This is a genomic window from Bradyrhizobium sp. WSM3983, assembly GCF_000473045.1.
In the GTDB taxonomy this organism is placed as follows: Bacteria; Pseudomonadota; Alphaproteobacteria; order Rhizobiales; family Xanthobacteraceae; genus Bradyrhizobium.
In genome coordinates this window covers 176,518-189,993 of record NZ_AXAY01000008.1, presented here as the reverse complement: position 1 = coordinate 189,993, position 13,476 = coordinate 176,518, and the positions used below count along the sequence as shown (strand labels likewise).

Annotated in this window: 14 protein-coding genes and 2 pseudogenes; 10 read left to right on the top strand and 6 right to left on the bottom strand. The window is 63.7% G+C overall.

Annotation, left to right across the window (positions count from 1 at the left end):
• Positions 1 to 725 precede the first annotated feature (725 nt).
• Positions 726 to 992, bottom strand: a complete 267-nt coding sequence (gene rpsT / locus YUA_RS0115365) for a 30S ribosomal protein S20 (RefSeq protein WP_018319466.1) — start codon at positions 990 to 992, stop codon at positions 726 to 728.
• 396 nt (positions 993 to 1,388) lie between these two features.
• On the opposite strand from rpsT, the gene YUA_RS0115360 reads away from it, so the two are divergent.
• The 3 genes and pseudogenes from YUA_RS0115360 (at position 1,389) to YUA_RS0115350 (ending at position 3,000) form a co-directional block, all read left to right on the top strand.
• Positions 1,389 to 1,706, top strand: a complete 318-nt coding sequence (locus tag YUA_RS0115360) for a hypothetical protein (protein WP_027531509.1) — start codon at positions 1,389 to 1,391, stop codon at positions 1,704 to 1,706.
• A 4-nt stretch (positions 1,707 to 1,710) separates the two neighbouring features.
• Positions 1,711 to 1,989, top strand: a pseudogene (locus tag YUA_RS44030) (peptide-methionine (S)-S-oxide reductase); the annotation flags it as partial.
• Positions 1,990 to 2,292: 303 nt separating this feature from the next.
• Positions 2,293 to 3,000, top strand: a complete 708-nt coding sequence (locus YUA_RS0115350) for a polysaccharide biosynthesis/export family protein (protein ID WP_198029426.1) — start codon at positions 2,293 to 2,295, stop codon at positions 2,998 to 3,000.
• 17 nt (positions 3,001 to 3,017) lie between these two features.
• Here the strand turns inward: YUA_RS0115350 and YUA_RS0115345 are convergent, their stop codons facing one another.
• From YUA_RS0115345 to YUA_RS0115325, 4 genes are all read right to left on the bottom strand, one after another.
• Positions 3,018 to 3,503 (bottom strand): hypothetical protein, encoded by a 486-nt coding sequence (locus YUA_RS0115345; RefSeq protein WP_027531507.1) that lies wholly within the window; start codon positions 3,501 to 3,503, stop codon positions 3,018 to 3,020.
• A 234-nt stretch (positions 3,504 to 3,737) separates the two neighbouring features.
• Positions 3,738 to 4,409, bottom strand: coding sequence for a dienelactone hydrolase family protein (locus YUA_RS0115340; RefSeq protein WP_027531506.1), 672 nt, complete (start codon positions 4,407 to 4,409; stop codon positions 3,738 to 3,740).
• A gap of 164 nt (positions 4,410 to 4,573) precedes the next feature.
• Positions 4,574 to 4,915 (bottom strand): hypothetical protein, encoded by a 342-nt coding sequence (locus YUA_RS0115330; protein WP_027531505.1) that lies wholly within the window; start codon positions 4,913 to 4,915, stop codon positions 4,574 to 4,576.
• A 23-nt stretch (positions 4,916 to 4,938) separates the two neighbouring features.
• Positions 4,939 to 5,703, bottom strand: a complete 765-nt coding sequence (locus YUA_RS0115325; protein ID WP_027531504.1) for an alpha/beta fold hydrolase — start codon at positions 5,701 to 5,703, stop codon at positions 4,939 to 4,941.
• 344 nt (positions 5,704 to 6,047) lie between these two features.
• Here YUA_RS0115325 and YUA_RS0115320 point away from each other — a divergent pair, with 344 nt between their 5' ends.
• From YUA_RS0115320 to YUA_RS0115310, 3 genes are all read left to right on the top strand, one after another.
• On the top strand, positions 6,048 to 6,539 hold the full coding sequence (locus YUA_RS0115320; RefSeq protein WP_027531503.1) for a (2Fe-2S)-binding protein: 492 nt from the start codon (positions 6,048 to 6,050) through the stop codon (positions 6,537 to 6,539).
• Positions 6,536 to 8,821, top strand: coding sequence for a xanthine dehydrogenase family protein molybdopterin-binding subunit (locus YUA_RS0115315; RefSeq protein ID WP_027531502.1), 2,286 nt, complete (start codon positions 6,536 to 6,538; stop codon positions 8,819 to 8,821). Before YUA_RS0115320 ends, YUA_RS0115315 begins: the two co-directional genes overlap by 4 nt.
• 388 nt (positions 8,822 to 9,209) lie before the next feature.
• Positions 9,210 to 10,304 (top strand): HD-GYP domain-containing protein, encoded by a 1,095-nt coding sequence (locus YUA_RS0115310; protein ID WP_027531501.1) that lies wholly within the window; start codon positions 9,210 to 9,212, stop codon positions 10,302 to 10,304.
• Between the two features lie 10 nt (positions 10,305 to 10,314).
• On the opposite strand, the pseudogene YUA_RS48190 reads toward YUA_RS0115310, so the two are convergent.
• Positions 10,315 to 10,670 (bottom strand): annotated as a pseudogene (locus tag YUA_RS48190) (ATP-dependent acyl-CoA ligase); the annotation flags it as partial.
• Positions 10,671 to 10,808: 138 nt separating this feature from the next.
• On the opposite strand from YUA_RS48190, the gene YUA_RS0115295 reads away from it, so the two are divergent.
• From YUA_RS0115295 to YUA_RS0115280, 4 genes are all read left to right on the top strand, one after another.
• The gene (locus YUA_RS0115295) at positions 10,809 to 11,783 is read left to right on the top strand and encodes a tripartite tricarboxylate transporter substrate binding protein (protein WP_027531499.1); all 975 of its coding nucleotides are present in this window, start codon (positions 10,809 to 10,811) and stop codon (positions 11,781 to 11,783) included.
• Positions 11,784 to 11,897: 114 nt separating this feature from the next.
• A complete protein-coding gene (locus YUA_RS0115290; RefSeq protein WP_035971052.1) occupies positions 11,898 to 12,350 on the top strand; it encodes a helix-turn-helix transcriptional regulator in 453 nt (150 codons plus the stop codon).
• The gene (locus YUA_RS0115285) at positions 12,350 to 12,694 is read left to right on the top strand and encodes an SRPBCC domain-containing protein (protein WP_245285174.1); all 345 of its coding nucleotides are present in this window, start codon (positions 12,350 to 12,352) and stop codon (positions 12,692 to 12,694) included. The genes YUA_RS0115290 and YUA_RS0115285 overlap by 1 nt, the downstream gene beginning before the upstream one ends.
• 27 nt (positions 12,695 to 12,721) lie before the next feature.
• A complete protein-coding gene (locus tag YUA_RS0115280; protein WP_027531496.1) occupies positions 12,722 to 13,456 on the top strand; it encodes a DUF899 domain-containing protein in 735 nt (244 codons plus the stop codon).
• Positions 13,457 to 13,476 lie beyond the last annotated feature (20 nt).

Sequence of the window (13,476 nt, the reverse complement as noted above, 5' to 3'; positions counted from 1 at the left end):
CCTACGTGCACACCGCCGCCGATTTGCACGCTCGCCCCGTTTCTAAAACCGCGCTGGTCTCAAGATCGTGGGCGCCGCGAACGACTTAAGAAATACACTAAGCGGAAAGACTCGCAACGGAATTGATTCACACTTGAGGCGATTAAAAACTTGATCTGCGTTAACGCCGCGCGGGAGTTGTTCACAGGCTTCGGAGCAAGTTTCTGGATTCGTGCACAGATTCGAAAATGCGGCACGTCATGTGACAACGACTCCCACACCGCCAAAAATTTTTTACAAAAGCGTCACGCGTGTGCCGTGCACGCGAATTTTCCAAATGCTTGGCACCACTATGTCGATAAGTGATTAGCGAGACACCGTTTTTTGAGTCTCGTTTCGCAGGGTAACCCCGCAGCGAAACATGTCCGGTGAAACTACGGTGTGCAGAACTCGCGCGCGCGAGAATGCAACTTAGCCCCGCCCCGCAGCGGCTTTTCGCAGCGCAGTGAAAGTTTCGGCTGTTGCAAAAACACCGGGAGGCAAAATTACCGGCGCACCATAGGGAAGGCGACCGGACTCTTCCAATGGAAGATTGGTCACCCAACGACGCGCAAGAGCGAATTGTGACAGTCAACAAAGGACCCGCAACAAAAAGCCCGGCACGAAGCCGGGCTGATTGAGAACGCGATGTTCGATTGCTTCAGCCGATCGAATGACCCGATCGGATCGTCAATCGTCTGGCGAGCTTACTTCGCGAGCTTGGCGATCTGCGCGGTGAGGCGCGAGACTTTGCGGCTGGCGTTGTTCTTGTGAATGATGTTGCGCTGCGCGGCGCGCATCAGCGCGGGCTCGGCATTGGCCAGCGCCTTGACGGCGGCGGCCCGATCGCCGGTCGCGATGGCTTCCTCGACGTTACGCACGGCACCGCGCATCTGGGTGCGGCGCGACTTGTTGACGGCAGTGCGGCGGGCGATCTTGCGCGTCGCTTTCTTGGCGGAAGTGGTATTGGCCATGGTCTCAATGTCCTTTGCGGTACCGGTCGCGTCTTGGTCGGGTAGCGCCGGCAGCTTGACCGCGTAATCGACGCTCGGATTTAGGGTGTTCGGTTGCTGGGCCGTTCCCGGAACATGAGCGACAGCCTTGCGGCCATCTCTGAGGCTCGAAAGAGCCTGCAACTGCTCAAAGAACAGCGGCGGCAGGATTGCGCCCGCCGCCAGTTGGCGCCCTTATAGAGGGGGTCTTTGGCACCGTCAACGCTTTCCAGGCCCGGAAAACAGGCCCTCGGCGTTCCACGGGCGGGCTGTAACGCCCTGATGAGGTTGAATTTCTGCCGTCTCCCGGCTATTGGCTGACGGCATTTCGACGGCGTTTCTTGGGTCGTCCGACCGGACGACCATTTGGGGTGAGGCATGATCCGCGGCTTTTTCCGACTGATTGGGCTGCTGCTGCTGGCCGGCGGGTTCTTCTTCATGGTCTATGACGGCGCCCGCTGGGTGGCCGACCAGACCCTGCGCTTCACCCGATTCGGCCAGTTCTGGAACGACATCCACCAGACCAGCCAGTCCGCATTCCGGACCTGGGTCGAGGCCAAGGCGCCCTGGCTCTGGACCTCGGTGATCCGCGTGGTGCTGGACCAGCCGGTTTTCGCCGTCCTCGGCCTCCTCGGCATTTTGCTGATGATCCTGTTCCGTCCGCGCAAGCCGCTGATCGGCTATTCCCGGGACTGAGCCGGGCATGCGCCAGGGCAACGACGTCGGCACGCAGTACCGAAGCGCGATCTACACTTACTCCGATGCGCAGAAGACGGCCGCCTTCGAGCCGAAGGCGCTCTATCGGAAGGCGCTCGCTGCAAAGGGCCTCGGCGCCATCACCACCGAGATCGCGCCGGCCGGCGAATTCTATTTCGCCGAGGACTATCAGCAGCAATATCTGGCGAAGAATCCCGCCGGTTATTGCGGCCTCGGCGGCACCGGCGTGTCGTGTCCCATCGGTGGGGGCGTGAGCGCGTAAGCGCTCGGTCGCGCCACAAGCGCCGCTGCACCTCTCCCGTTTGCGGGAGAGGTCGACGCGCTCGAAGAGCGTGGCGGGTGAGGGCTTTCTCCTCTTGGGGAGTCTCTATGCGGAAGCACCCTCTCCCCAACCCTCTCCCGCAAGCGGGAGAGGGAGCGCACCTGCAATCGCGGCTACATTATCGCGCCGCGTCGCTCTCGAGCCCCCTCAACCCTTTATTAACCATACCAGGTGCATCAGTGGAGCTGTCTCGTTTGTAGGGATGGTCCGGTGCGGGTTCTGCGCGCGTTTCGATGGTCGATCATGGCAGCGTCCGCCGCGCTGACCCTGGGCGGCTGCATGCAGACCACCGGCCCCGTTGCATACATGCAGCCGCGCGCTGATCTCGACACCATGGCCTATGGCCAGCCCTATAGCGCTCCGCAGCCGGTCGTCGTTGCCAACAACGGCGGCGGCGCCATTGCCGCGCTCAGCAATTCCTTTGCCGCGGGTCCCGCCCCCGTGCCGGTCGCCTATGCCGCGCCGATGATGACCGCGCCCGTGCGCTATGACGCCTCCTATCACCTCGATGCCGGCGACAAGCTGCGCGTCGTGGTCTATGGCCAGGAAGGTCTCACCAACAGCTACGCCATCGATGCCGGCGGCTCCATCACCATGCCGCTGATCGGCGCGGTGCCGGCGCGCGGCCGCACCACGGCGGGGCTCGCCGGTGAAATCGCCGCGCGTCTGCGCAACGGCTATATCCGTGAGCCCTCGGTCGCCGTCGAGATCGAGTCCTACCGCCCGTTCTTCATCCTCGGCGAAGTCGCAGCGCCCGGCCAATACCCTTACGTGCCCAACATGACGGTCGAAAGCGCAGTCGCGATCGCCGGCGGTTTCTCGCCGCGCGCCAAGCGCGACGTGGTGACTGTCACCCACACAGAAGGCGGCGGCGCCATGCGCGCCATGGTGCCGCTCGGCACGCCCGTCAGCCCCGGCGACACCGTGTTCGTCGGCGAGCGCTGGTTCTAACTCTCCCCCCGCGTCGTTCAGCGCCTGAAATCAAGCCGCCCATTAGGAAAGCACCCGTCAATCCGCGCGGCATCGACCACCAACCCGACCCACGGGCGCGTGATCGTGGGATTGGTCAGGTTGATGTATTTCCCGACCAGGCGATCCCCGCCGCCCTCGCGGCGCGCATCGATCAGTCCGTGCCGCCGGCCATTGTCCCAATCGAACCGCAGATAGATCCGCTCACCCACGACACGGACCTCCGCGCGGCCCTGCTTCCATGTCTCAGGCGTATCGCCCGCGATGGTCGGATCGGCGCCGCCGCTCCAGCGGCTCGCCCAGGCGCCCTCGAGCGGATCGGAGAGTGCGGGAACGGCCGCCCAATGCGCCGCATTGCCGTCGGCGGCATCGCCGGCAAGCCGGGCGGATACGGCATAGTGCACGACTTCGGAATCACCGGGCTCCGGCACGTCCATGGTGCCGAACGGGTTGCGGATGATGATGTTCGTGTTGGCCTGCTGCATGACGATCTCCCGGCGTGAACTGGCTTGATCAGCCAGCTCTATCGCCGCGCGCCATGATGCAGCCACCCGTTTCCCGTTCTCTTCTCGTCATTCCGGGGCGCGCAGAGCGCGAGCTATGGTGCGCTATTGCGCACCAGAGAATCCATCGCGCCACCAACTCTGCCGTCCGATGGATTCCGGGCCTGCACCGCTTCGCGGCGCATCCCGGAATGACGGAGGAGAGAGTCGTGCACCTTACTTCAAATGCTTCGCGAAAAAGTTGAGGCTGCGCGGCCAGGCGATGTCGGAGCTGGCCTTGTCGTAGCTCGGCCGCTCGTCGCAATGGAAGCCGTGCTGGGCGTTCGGATAGATGAAGACCTCGACATCAGGCCGCTTCGCCTTGACGGTCTCGACATCGGTCAAGGGAATGCCGTGGTCCTGCTCGCCGAAATGCAGCTGTGTCGGCACCTTCGGTTTCTCGTCCGCAAAGCGCACGACGGCGCCGCCGTAATAGCCAATCGCGGCTTTCAAGCCGGTCAACCGCGTCGCGGCGACATAGGCGATGCTGCCGCCGAGGCAGAATCCGATGATGCCGACCGGGCCGACGCTCTTCACCGCATCGATCGCCGCCCGCGTGTCGCGCAGCATCGCATCCCAATCCGGATTGGCGATGAATTTGCGCGCTTCCGCGATCTCATCGGGCGTATAGCCCGACCGGAAGCCGGGCGAGGTGCGGTCGAAGATCGACGGCGCGATCGCGACATAGCCTTCATATGCGAGGCGGTCGCAGACCGAACGGATGTGATGATTGACGCCAAAAATCTCCTGGATCACCACCACCGCGCCCTTCTGCGCGCCCGAGGGGTCGGCGCGATAGGCGCCGAGCTGGAAATTGTCCGATGCCGTCAGTTTGATGTCCTGTCCCACGCGGGTTGTCCTTCGTGCTTGTCGATCTGAAATTTCAGCTCTCTTCCCTCATCCTGAGGAGCGCGTCAGCGCGTCTCGAAGGATGGAAGGCCGAGCTGGAGCAGCGGGGGCCTTCATGGTTCGAGACGGCGCTGGCGCGCCTCCTCACCATGAGGAGGTAGACCTCACTCCCACATCCAGTTCTCGCCGTAATCTTCCTTCCATCCTGCCAGCCGTCCATGACGGAATTGCAGGAACAGGCGGTGGCGGTACGGCACCAGGCCACTGCCGCCGATGTCGCGAAGGGCGAGATAGATCTCGTTGCCGTGGCGTCCTTTGACGTATTGCAAGGGCTGTCCGAGGGCGTGCGCGGTCTGCTCCGCATCCATCCCGAACGCCAAGGGCGTGTTGTTCGACAAGGTCTCGACGAAGGGCCGGCGCGGCGGCACTGTGCCGAACGGCTCAGCCTGCACCGACGCTGCCATTGAGAGAAGCGCTGCGCCTGCAGCCAGGATTGCCCGCTTCATTGCCGTGATCCTCATCTCGCCGCCTATCCCGGCAAGTTCTTCAGGAAAGGCTCCACGGCGTCAACAAAAGCCTGCGGCTGATCGATGTTGACGGCGTGTCCTGCCGCGGGGATCACGATTTTTTGTGCGCCGGGGATCTTGGCCGCCATGTAGTCGGACGCCGCCAGGAACGGCGTGTCGTCGGCGCCGACCACGATCAGCGACGGCACCTTTATGTCGGGCAGCAGCTCCATCACCTTGGCATCACGCTGGGTCAGCATGCCGCGCGCGGCCAGCGCCAATCCCTTGGCATTGCGATGGTTGGCGGTGGCGCGCTCTCGTGTCGCCGCTTTCAGCACATCGAGGCCTTCGCGATCGAGCTTGTCGGCGGTGGCGAGTGCACGCGCATTCCACGCCTCGCGCGCGTCGTCCTTCTTGAAGCCGGGACCGGTGTCGATGATCAGCAGTGCGCGGGCGGTGTGCGGGTGGGCACGATAAAACGCAAGCGACATGTAGCCGCCGAGCGACAGCCCGCCGATGATGGCGCGCCTGGCGCCGACCGCATCGAGGATCGCCGCGATGTCGCCGACGGTGAGTCCTTCGCTGTAGGCGTTGGGATCATCGGGATAATCGGACTGGCCGTGGCCGCGCATGTCCCACAAGATCAGTTTGTGGTCGCGTGCGAGTGCATCGATCTGCCCATGCCACATCGCCGAGGTCGAGGAATAGCCGTGGGTGAGCAACAGCGGCGGCCCATCGCCGTGCACTTCATAGTAGATCCCGACGCCGTCCCGATCGATCCTCGGCATTCCACCCACCCTGTTTTGTTTCCCTCTCCCCCTACAAGGGGAGAAGGAAGTCCTCGTCCGCGCAGCTGCACCTTAGCCTGCCAAGTTACCTCGAAGAAACTGCCTCGACGCGATGATATGCATGCTCAGCGTGTTGCCTGTTGTGTCCAGTCGCCAACATCAGCGCTGTTGTCGCAACGCACAACAATCAGATGCCGAGATAGTTTCGATCGATTCCAAATTGCATTTGCCTCTGCGCGCGAACCCGATCATTCTTCGCGCAAGGCGGCCGCCGACCCGGTGGGCGTCCGCTAAACAAGTTGCCGCCGTAAGCGGCTTCATGCACCGGCAGGGGGAAGACGCCTATGCCAATGCTCACCATCAACGGGCGGAGCATGTCCGTGGATGCGGCAAACGACACGCCGCTCCTTTGGGCCATCCGCGAACAATTGCAGATGACCGGCACGAAATTCGGCTGCGGTGCCGGCCTGTGCGGTGCCTGCACCGTGCACGTCAACGGCGAAGCCGTGCGGTCGTGCCAGACCATGGTCGGCGATGTCGCCGGCAAGAAGATCACCACCATCGAAGGTCTTTCCGCCAAGGGTGATCATCCCCTGCAGAAGGCATGGGTTGCCGAGCAGGTGCCGCAATGCGGCTACTGCCAGTCCGGGCAGATCATGCAGGCAGCCTCGCTGCTGGCGAAGAATGCCAACCCGACCAAGGAAGAGGTCGTGGCCCATATGGACGGCAATCTCTGCCGTTGCATGACCTATTCGCGGATCCAGAAGGCAATCATGCGCGCCGCCACCGAGATGCGTACCGCATCCGCCGCCGGCAACGAGCGGAGGCCCACATGAATCAGCACGTGAAGAACGTCACCCCTGAAACGACCGATCTCAGCCGCCGCTCCTTCCTGGTCGGCACCGCCGCCACCGGCCTCATGCTCGGCTATGCCGGCGTGCCCGGCATCGGCGAAGCGCTCGCTGCGGCGCATGCCAATTTCGAGCCGAGCGTCTGGTACGCGATCGCGCCCGATGGTCTCGTCACCGTGACCTGCGGCAAGGCCGACATGGGACAGCACATCGCCTCCACGATGGCGCAGATCGTCTGCGAGGAGCTGGGCGCGAAGTGGAGTGACATGCGGGTCAACCTCGCCTCCAACGATCCAAAATTCAACGACCCCGTGCTCGGTGCGCAGCTCACCGGCGGAAGCTGGTCGACCATGATGAACTTTGACGCCATGAGCCGCGCGGGCGCCGCCGGCCGCATGGCGTTGACCGAAGGCGCGGCCGCCGCGATGGGCGTGCCGGCGGCAGAGCTCGTCGTGCGCGATTCCGTGATCTCGCATCCGAAGTCGAAGAAGAAGATGTCGTTCGCCGAGATCGTCAGAAGCGGCAAGGCGACGAAAACTTTCACGCCGGACGAGCTGAAGGCGATCAAGCTGAAGACGCCGGATCAATACACCATGATCGGCGTGTCGGTGCCGCAGCTCGACATCCCCTCCAAGACCAACGGCACCGCCAAATACGGCATCGACGTGATGATTCCGGGCATGGCCTATGGCGCGGTGGTGACGCCGCCGGTGCGCTACGGCGCCACGGTGAAATCGGTCGACGACAGCGATGCGAAGAAGGTGCCGGGCTTCATCAAGGCCGTCACCCTCGATGACAAGACCCAGACCACGACCGGCTGGGTGGTTGCGGTCGCCAATACCTATGCCAACGCCAAGAAGGCCGCGGCGGCGCTGAAGGTCAGCTATGACGGCGGGCCGAACGCGAAGGTGTCGAGCCAGTCACTGCTCGATGAAGCCAAGCGGCTTCAGAAGTTGGATGACTCCGGCCAGTTCTTCGTCAAGGATGGCGATCCCGCGGCCGCGCGCGGCACGGCGGCCAAGGTGCTGGAGGCGGAATACACCACCAGCATCAACATCCATGCGCCGATGGAGCCGATGAACGCCACCGCGGAGTTCAAGGGCGACATCCTGCACATCTATTCCGGCAACCAGTTCGCGACGCGCTCCGGCGCGATCGCGGCCGGTGCTGCCGGGATCGATCCAAAATTCGTGGTGATGCACCAGATGTGGCTCGGCGGCGGCTTCGGCCGCAGGCTCGACGCCGACATGATGGTGCCCGCGGTGCAGGCGGCCAAGGCCGTCGGCAAGCCGGTGAAGGTGATCTACACGCGCGAGAACGACATGACGATGGATTTCTCGCGTCCGCTCACCTACCAGAAGGTGAAAGCCGGCGTGGACGGCGACGGCAAGCTTGTCGCGCTCAGCCACGACGTGGTCTCGGCCTGGCCGACGCAGCGCTGGGGACTTCCTGATTTCCTCACGCCCTCGGTCGACAAGAAGGGTCCGCTCGATTCCCTCACGGTGAACGGATCGGACTTCTTCTACACGGTGCCCAACCATCACGTCCGGGCGATCAAGAACGAGATGGCGCACAACGCCACCCCGTCGGGTCAGCTCCGTTCGGTGGCGCCGGGTTGGACCTTCTGGGCGGTCGAAAGCATGATCGACGAGATCGCGGTCGCGGCCGGCAAGGATCCGGCGCAATACCGCATCTCGCTGCTCGACGGCGCCGGCAAGAACGACGGCGGCGCGCAGCGGCTGCGTAACACCCTGCTCGCCGCGATGGGCCTCGCCGGCTATGGCACCAAGAAACTCCCCAAGGGAGAAGGGATGGGCGTCGCCTGCGTGTCGTCGCAGGAACGCGCGACCGCAAGCTGGACCGCTTGCGTCGCGCACGTCGCCGTCGCACCGTCGGGCGAGGTGTCCGTGAAGAAGCTTACGGTCGCAACCGACGTCGGCACGCAGGTGCATCCCGACAACATCCGCGCCCAGGTCGAGGGTGCGGCGCTGTGGGGCCTGTCACTTGCGATGTACGAGAAGGCGACGCTGAAGGACGGTGGCATCGAACAGACCAATTTCGATGGCTACACGCCCTTGCGCATGAGCCAGATGCCGGAGGTCGCGGTCACCGTGATCGCCAATGGCGAGATGGCCACCGGCGTCGGCGAGCCCGCGGTGACAGTGGTGGCGCCAGCCATCGGCAACGCCATCTTCAACGCCTCCGGCGCCCGCGTCCGGGCGCTGCCGATCACGGCGGAAGCCGTGAAGGGGGCGATGAAGGCGTAAGCTGGCGCGTGACTGCTGAATAAGGTGATCCGCCGGAGGGCAGCCTCCGGCGGATTTGTTTTTGGACTGCCTCAACAATCTCACTGTCTGTCATGCCCCGCGAAAGCGGGACATCCAGTACGCCGTAGCTTCTCGGTTCAAGCCGCGCCGCTTCGGAGTACTGGATCGCCCGGTCAAGCCGGGCGATGACTGCGTGGCCAGAATTTCCTTTGTCATCAATGGCCTTTCTACTGTGCATGGGGTTGTTTTTCGCCGTTTGATTGGAACCCTTAATCCATAAAATTGCACCCAATTCCGCCAGGTTCCGTTGAGCACGCCTCTTAAGGGCCGGAGAACCTGATCCGGCCTAGGCTGACGCCAAATACACTCCCATGCTTTTGGGGAAGCCATGAACGCGCCAGCCAAATCCGCCGCCAAACGCCGGCTTCTGCTCGCCTCCGACCGGAGCGATGCCAGCACCGAGCTCGCCAGCATCCTGAAGGCGGTCGGCGATGTCTCGACGGTAACGACGCAGGAAATCCCTGAGCAGCCGTCGCGCAATCTCTCCGGCCTCGTGGTCGACATCAATCTGCGCTCGCCCGAGAGCGTGCAGCGGGTGCGCAACAAGCTGCGCGGCGATGCCTATCGCGCGATGCCGCGGCTGTTCGTGCTGGCGGACGCTTTGCATCACGGCACCATGCAGGCCTGGGCGTTAGGGGCCACCGACACCATCTCGCGGCCGCTGCAGCCCGACGCGATCCTGCAGCGCATCCGCGCCGCGTTTCCGGACACCGCGACCTATGACGCGACCGATCGCGGCAAGACGCTCAACCGCGGCGTCGAGGCGGCGCATGCGGTGCTGAAGAAGATGTTCGAGAAGCTGCCGCTCGGCGTGCCCCTGACCTTCGACGACGTCATCGCCGCCGAGAGCAAGATCCTGAAGGCGATCAAGCACTCGTCGCTGCGCGAATGGCTCACAACGGTGGGCTGCCACCATGTTGGCAGCTATCGCCACTGCCTGTTCGTCACCGGCTTTGCGGTGTCCTTCGCGCAGCATCTCGGCATGCGTGAGGACGACCAGCGCCGGCTGACCCGTGCCGCGCTGCTGCACGATGTCGGCAAGGCCTTCGTGCCCTCCAACCTGCTCGACAAGCCCGGCAAGCTCACCGACGAGGAGATGGCCGAGGTCCGCCAGCATCCGCGCCGCGGCTATGACGCGCTGGCAGCGCAAGGCGGCTTCCCGCCGGAGATGCTCGACGTGGTGCTGCATCACCACGAATTCCTCGATGGCTCGGGCTATCCGAACGGGCTGTCGTCGAACCAGATCAGCGATATCGTTCGCCTGACGACCATCGTCGACATCTATGCGGCCCTGGTCGAGAAGCGCGCCTACCGCATGCCGTTCACCCACTCGCGTGCCTTCACGATGATGGAAGGCATGGGCGGCAAGCTCGACCAGCAATTGCTGCAGGCGTTCCGCCCGGTGGCGCTGGGGTCGTTCTGAACCGGCGCCGCTAGCCCACCATCTTCCGCAACTCCGCCTTCGCCACCTTCTCCAGCGTCGAGCGCGGCATGTCGTCGACGAGCCTGATCTCGCGCGGCACCTTGAAATCGGCAAGGCCCTTGCGGCAGGCGGCCATCACGCGGTCGTGCAAGTCGGGCGGCGCGCCGGCGACGCCGCCTCGCGCGCGCCGGGGACGATTGCGATCACCTGCTCAATCCCGCCGGCCGCGACATTCTCGCCGCCGACCTTCAGCATGTCCTTGGCGCGATCGCCGAACCTGATGAAGCCGTTTTCCAGCCGCGTGACACGATCGCCGGTGATGAAGAAGCCGTGCCCGGCATGCCTTATTCTTTCGTCGCCATGAACGTTCCGCACTTTCCGCGCGTGGCGGGCTTTGTTACAACGCCGCTGACGCCACTATCAAGATATCCGGCCTTCAAGAACAACCCCCTCTTTGAACAACAACCTCCTCTTTGAACAACAACACTTGGGAGAACCCTTGAGATGATCACTCGCCGTTCCGCGCTCGGCCTGCTCGCCGCCACCCCGCTTGCAGCCAGCCCGCTGTCGAAGGCCTTTGCAGCGGATTATCCGTCCCGGCCGGTGAAGTTCGTGGTCGGCTATCCGCCGGGCGGCGCCACCGACATCCTGGCGCGGCTGATCGGCCAGCGCCTGTCGGAGCGGCTCGGCCAGCAATTCATCATCGAGAACAAGCCGGGCGCCGGCAACAATATCGGCACCGAATCCGTGGTGAACGCCGAGCCCGACGGCTACACCGTGCTGCTGGTCAATCCGGCCAACTACATCAACGCCACGCTCTACGCCAACCTCAAGTTCAACTTCGTCCGCGACATCGCGCCGATCGCCGGGTTCCAGCGCGTGCCCAACGTGATGACCGTCAACAAGGACGTGCCAGCCAAGACCGTCGCCGAGTTCATCGAGTATGTGAAGGCCAATCCCGGCAAGGTGAACATGGCCTCGTCCGGCAACGGCACCTCGGTGCATTTGTCCGGCGAGATGTTCATGGCGATGACCGACTGCAAGATGCAGCACGTGCCCTATCGCGGCGCGGCGCCCGCGATCACCGACATGCTCGGCGGCCAGGTGCAGGTGATCTTCGACAACATGCCCTCGATCATCCAGCACATCCGCTCCGGCTCCCTTCGCGCCCTCGGCGTCACCACCGCGCAGCGCTCGCCGCAGCTGCCAGACGTGCCCGCGATCGGCGAGACCGTGAAGGACTATGAGGCGAGTGCGCTGTTCGGCATGGGTGCGCCGAAGAACATGCCCAAGGACATGATCGCCAAGCTCAACAACGAGATCAACACGCTCATGAAGGAGCCCGACATGGCCAAGCGCCTGGTCGAGCTCGGCGGCGATCCGCTGGTGCTGACGCCGGAGGCGTTCGGCCAGCAGATCGAGGCCGAGACCGCCAAGTGGAAGAAGGTCGTCGAGTTCGCCGGCCTCAAGGTCGAGTAGCGATTTCGCGAATGACCGTGAATGGAGCCCCGCCGAGAGGCGGGGCTTTTTCTTGGCGTACCGTCGTGCGGGTTCCCGCTTGACGGGCTGGTGTTTGCGCCTATACTAAACCTTATGGTTAAGTATCAGGACGAGACGCTCGATCGTACCTTTGCGGCGCTGTCCGATCCGACACGGCGCGCGCTGCTCGCGCGTCTCGGCGAGCGGGACAGCCTGTCGGTGAGCGAGCTGGCCGCGCCGTTTTCGATCTCGCTGCCGGCGATCATGAAGCATCTCGACGTGCTCACGGATGCGGGCCTGATCGTGCGCGAGAAGACCGGGCGCACGGTCTCCTGCCGGCTCACCGCGCAGCCGATGGAGCAGGCGATGAACTGGCTCAATCGCTACGCGCAATTCTGGTCCGAGAGTTTCGACCGCCTTGCCGCCTTTGTGGAGGACAAACCATGGTCAACGCAGCCGCCAACACAGCCGAACGCGCAATCGAAGGTCCAAGCCTCACACTCACGCGCCGGCTCCGCGCGCGGCCGGAAAAGGTCTTCGCCGCCTGGACGCAAGCCGAGCAACTAGTGCAATGGTTCGGACCGCCGAACATGAAGCCGGCGACGTTGAATGCCGAGCTCGATGTTCGCTCTGGTGGCCGCTACCGCATCTCCTTCACCCGCGAGGACGGGGAATATTTCGAGGCTGGCGGCCTCTATCGCGAGGTCGTGCCGAACGAGCGGCTGGTCTTCACCTGGGCCTGGCATTCGACGCCTGAGCGCGAATCGCTGGTGACGATCACGCTGAAGCCTGACAGCGCCGGCACGCTGATGATCTTTCATCACGCCCAGTTCTTCGACGAGACCGCGCGCGACAACCACCAGCGCGGCTGGAACTCGTTCTTCGACAAGCTCGACGACTTCGTCGCCTGATCGCAAGGGGATATCAAGGAGGACATCATGCAGCAACATCAGATCGTCTCGCGCGAGCAATGGGTCGCCGCCCGCAAAGCCCATCTGGCGCATGAGAAGGAACTGGGCAAAGCCCGTGAGCGCCTTGCCGAGCAGCGCCGCGCATTGCCCTGGGTGAAAGTGGACAAGAACTATGTGTTCGATGGCCCGAACGGAAAGGTCACGCTCGGCGATCTCTTCAAGGACCGCCCGCAGCTCGTGGTCCAGCACGTGATGTTCGCGCCAGATTGGGAAGCCGCCTGCAAGAGCTGCTCATTTTGGGCCGATGGTTTTGAGCGCATGGTGCCGCATCTGGCGGCGCGGGACACCACCATGGTTGCGATCTCGTTGGCGCCCGTCGACAAGCTCGAGGCGTTCAAGAAGCGCATGGGCTGGAGCTTCGACTGGGTGTCCTCAGGCCACAACGACTTCAATTACGATTACGAGGTCTCGTTCACGCGCGAGCAGATCGACCAAGGCGTACCAAGATACAATTTCGGCACCACGCCGTTCTATGGGCCCGAGCTGCCGGGCATCAGCGTGTTCTTCCGCAACGAGGCCGGCGAAATCTTTCACACCTATTCCTGCTTCGCCCGCGGCCTCGATATGATGAACGCCGCCTATCAATATCTCGACCTCACCCCGCTCGGCCGTCACGAGGAAGGGCTGCCCTATCCGATGGACTGGGTCCGCCTGCGCGACCAGTACGAGCCTCAGGCGAAAGGCGCGTGCTGCCACGGGTGAGTTGATGGGCTCGTTGCGTC

What these genes read in the sequence shown, in the direction of transcription:
- YUA_RS0115315 (WP_027531502.1), top strand. Translation starts at nt 6,536, where the DNA reads ATGAATCAGCACGTGAAGAACGTCACCCCTGAAACGACCGATCTCAGC.
- YUA_RS0115320 (WP_027531503.1), top strand. Translation starts at nt 6,048, where the DNA reads ATGCCAATGCTCACCATCAACGGGCGGAGCATGTCCGTGGATGCGGCA.
- YUA_RS0115280 (WP_027531496.1), top strand. Translation starts at nt 12,722, where the DNA reads ATGCAGCAACATCAGATCGTCTCGCGCGAGCAATGGGTCGCCGCCCGC.
- YUA_RS0115345 (WP_027531507.1), bottom strand. Translation starts at nt 3,503, where the DNA reads ATGCAGCAGGCCAACACGAACATCATCATCCGCAACCCGTTCGGCACC.
- YUA_RS0115325 (WP_027531504.1), bottom strand. Translation starts at nt 5,703, where the DNA reads ATGCCGAGGATCGATCGGGACGGCGTCGGGATCTACTATGAAGTGCAC.
- YUA_RS0115350 (WP_198029426.1), top strand. Translation starts at nt 2,293, where the DNA reads ATGGCAGCGTCCGCCGCGCTGACCCTGGGCGGCTGCATGCAGACCACC.
- YUA_RS0115290 (WP_035971052.1), top strand. Translation starts at nt 11,898, where the DNA reads ATGGTTAAGTATCAGGACGAGACGCTCGATCGTACCTTTGCGGCGCTG.
- YUA_RS0115330 (WP_027531505.1), bottom strand. Translation starts at nt 4,915, where the DNA reads ATGAAGCGGGCAATCCTGGCTGCAGGCGCAGCGCTTCTCTCAATGGCA.
- YUA_RS0115295 (WP_027531499.1), top strand. Translation starts at nt 10,809, where the DNA reads ATGATCACTCGCCGTTCCGCGCTCGGCCTGCTCGCCGCCACCCCGCTT.
- YUA_RS0115310 (WP_027531501.1), top strand. Translation starts at nt 9,210, where the DNA reads ATGAACGCGCCAGCCAAATCCGCCGCCAAACGCCGGCTTCTGCTCGCC.
- YUA_RS0115360 (WP_027531509.1), top strand. Translation starts at nt 1,389, where the DNA reads ATGATCCGCGGCTTTTTCCGACTGATTGGGCTGCTGCTGCTGGCCGGC.
- rpsT (WP_018319466.1), bottom strand. Translation starts at nt 992, where the DNA reads ATGGCCAATACCACTTCCGCCAAGAAAGCGACGCGCAAGATCGCCCGC.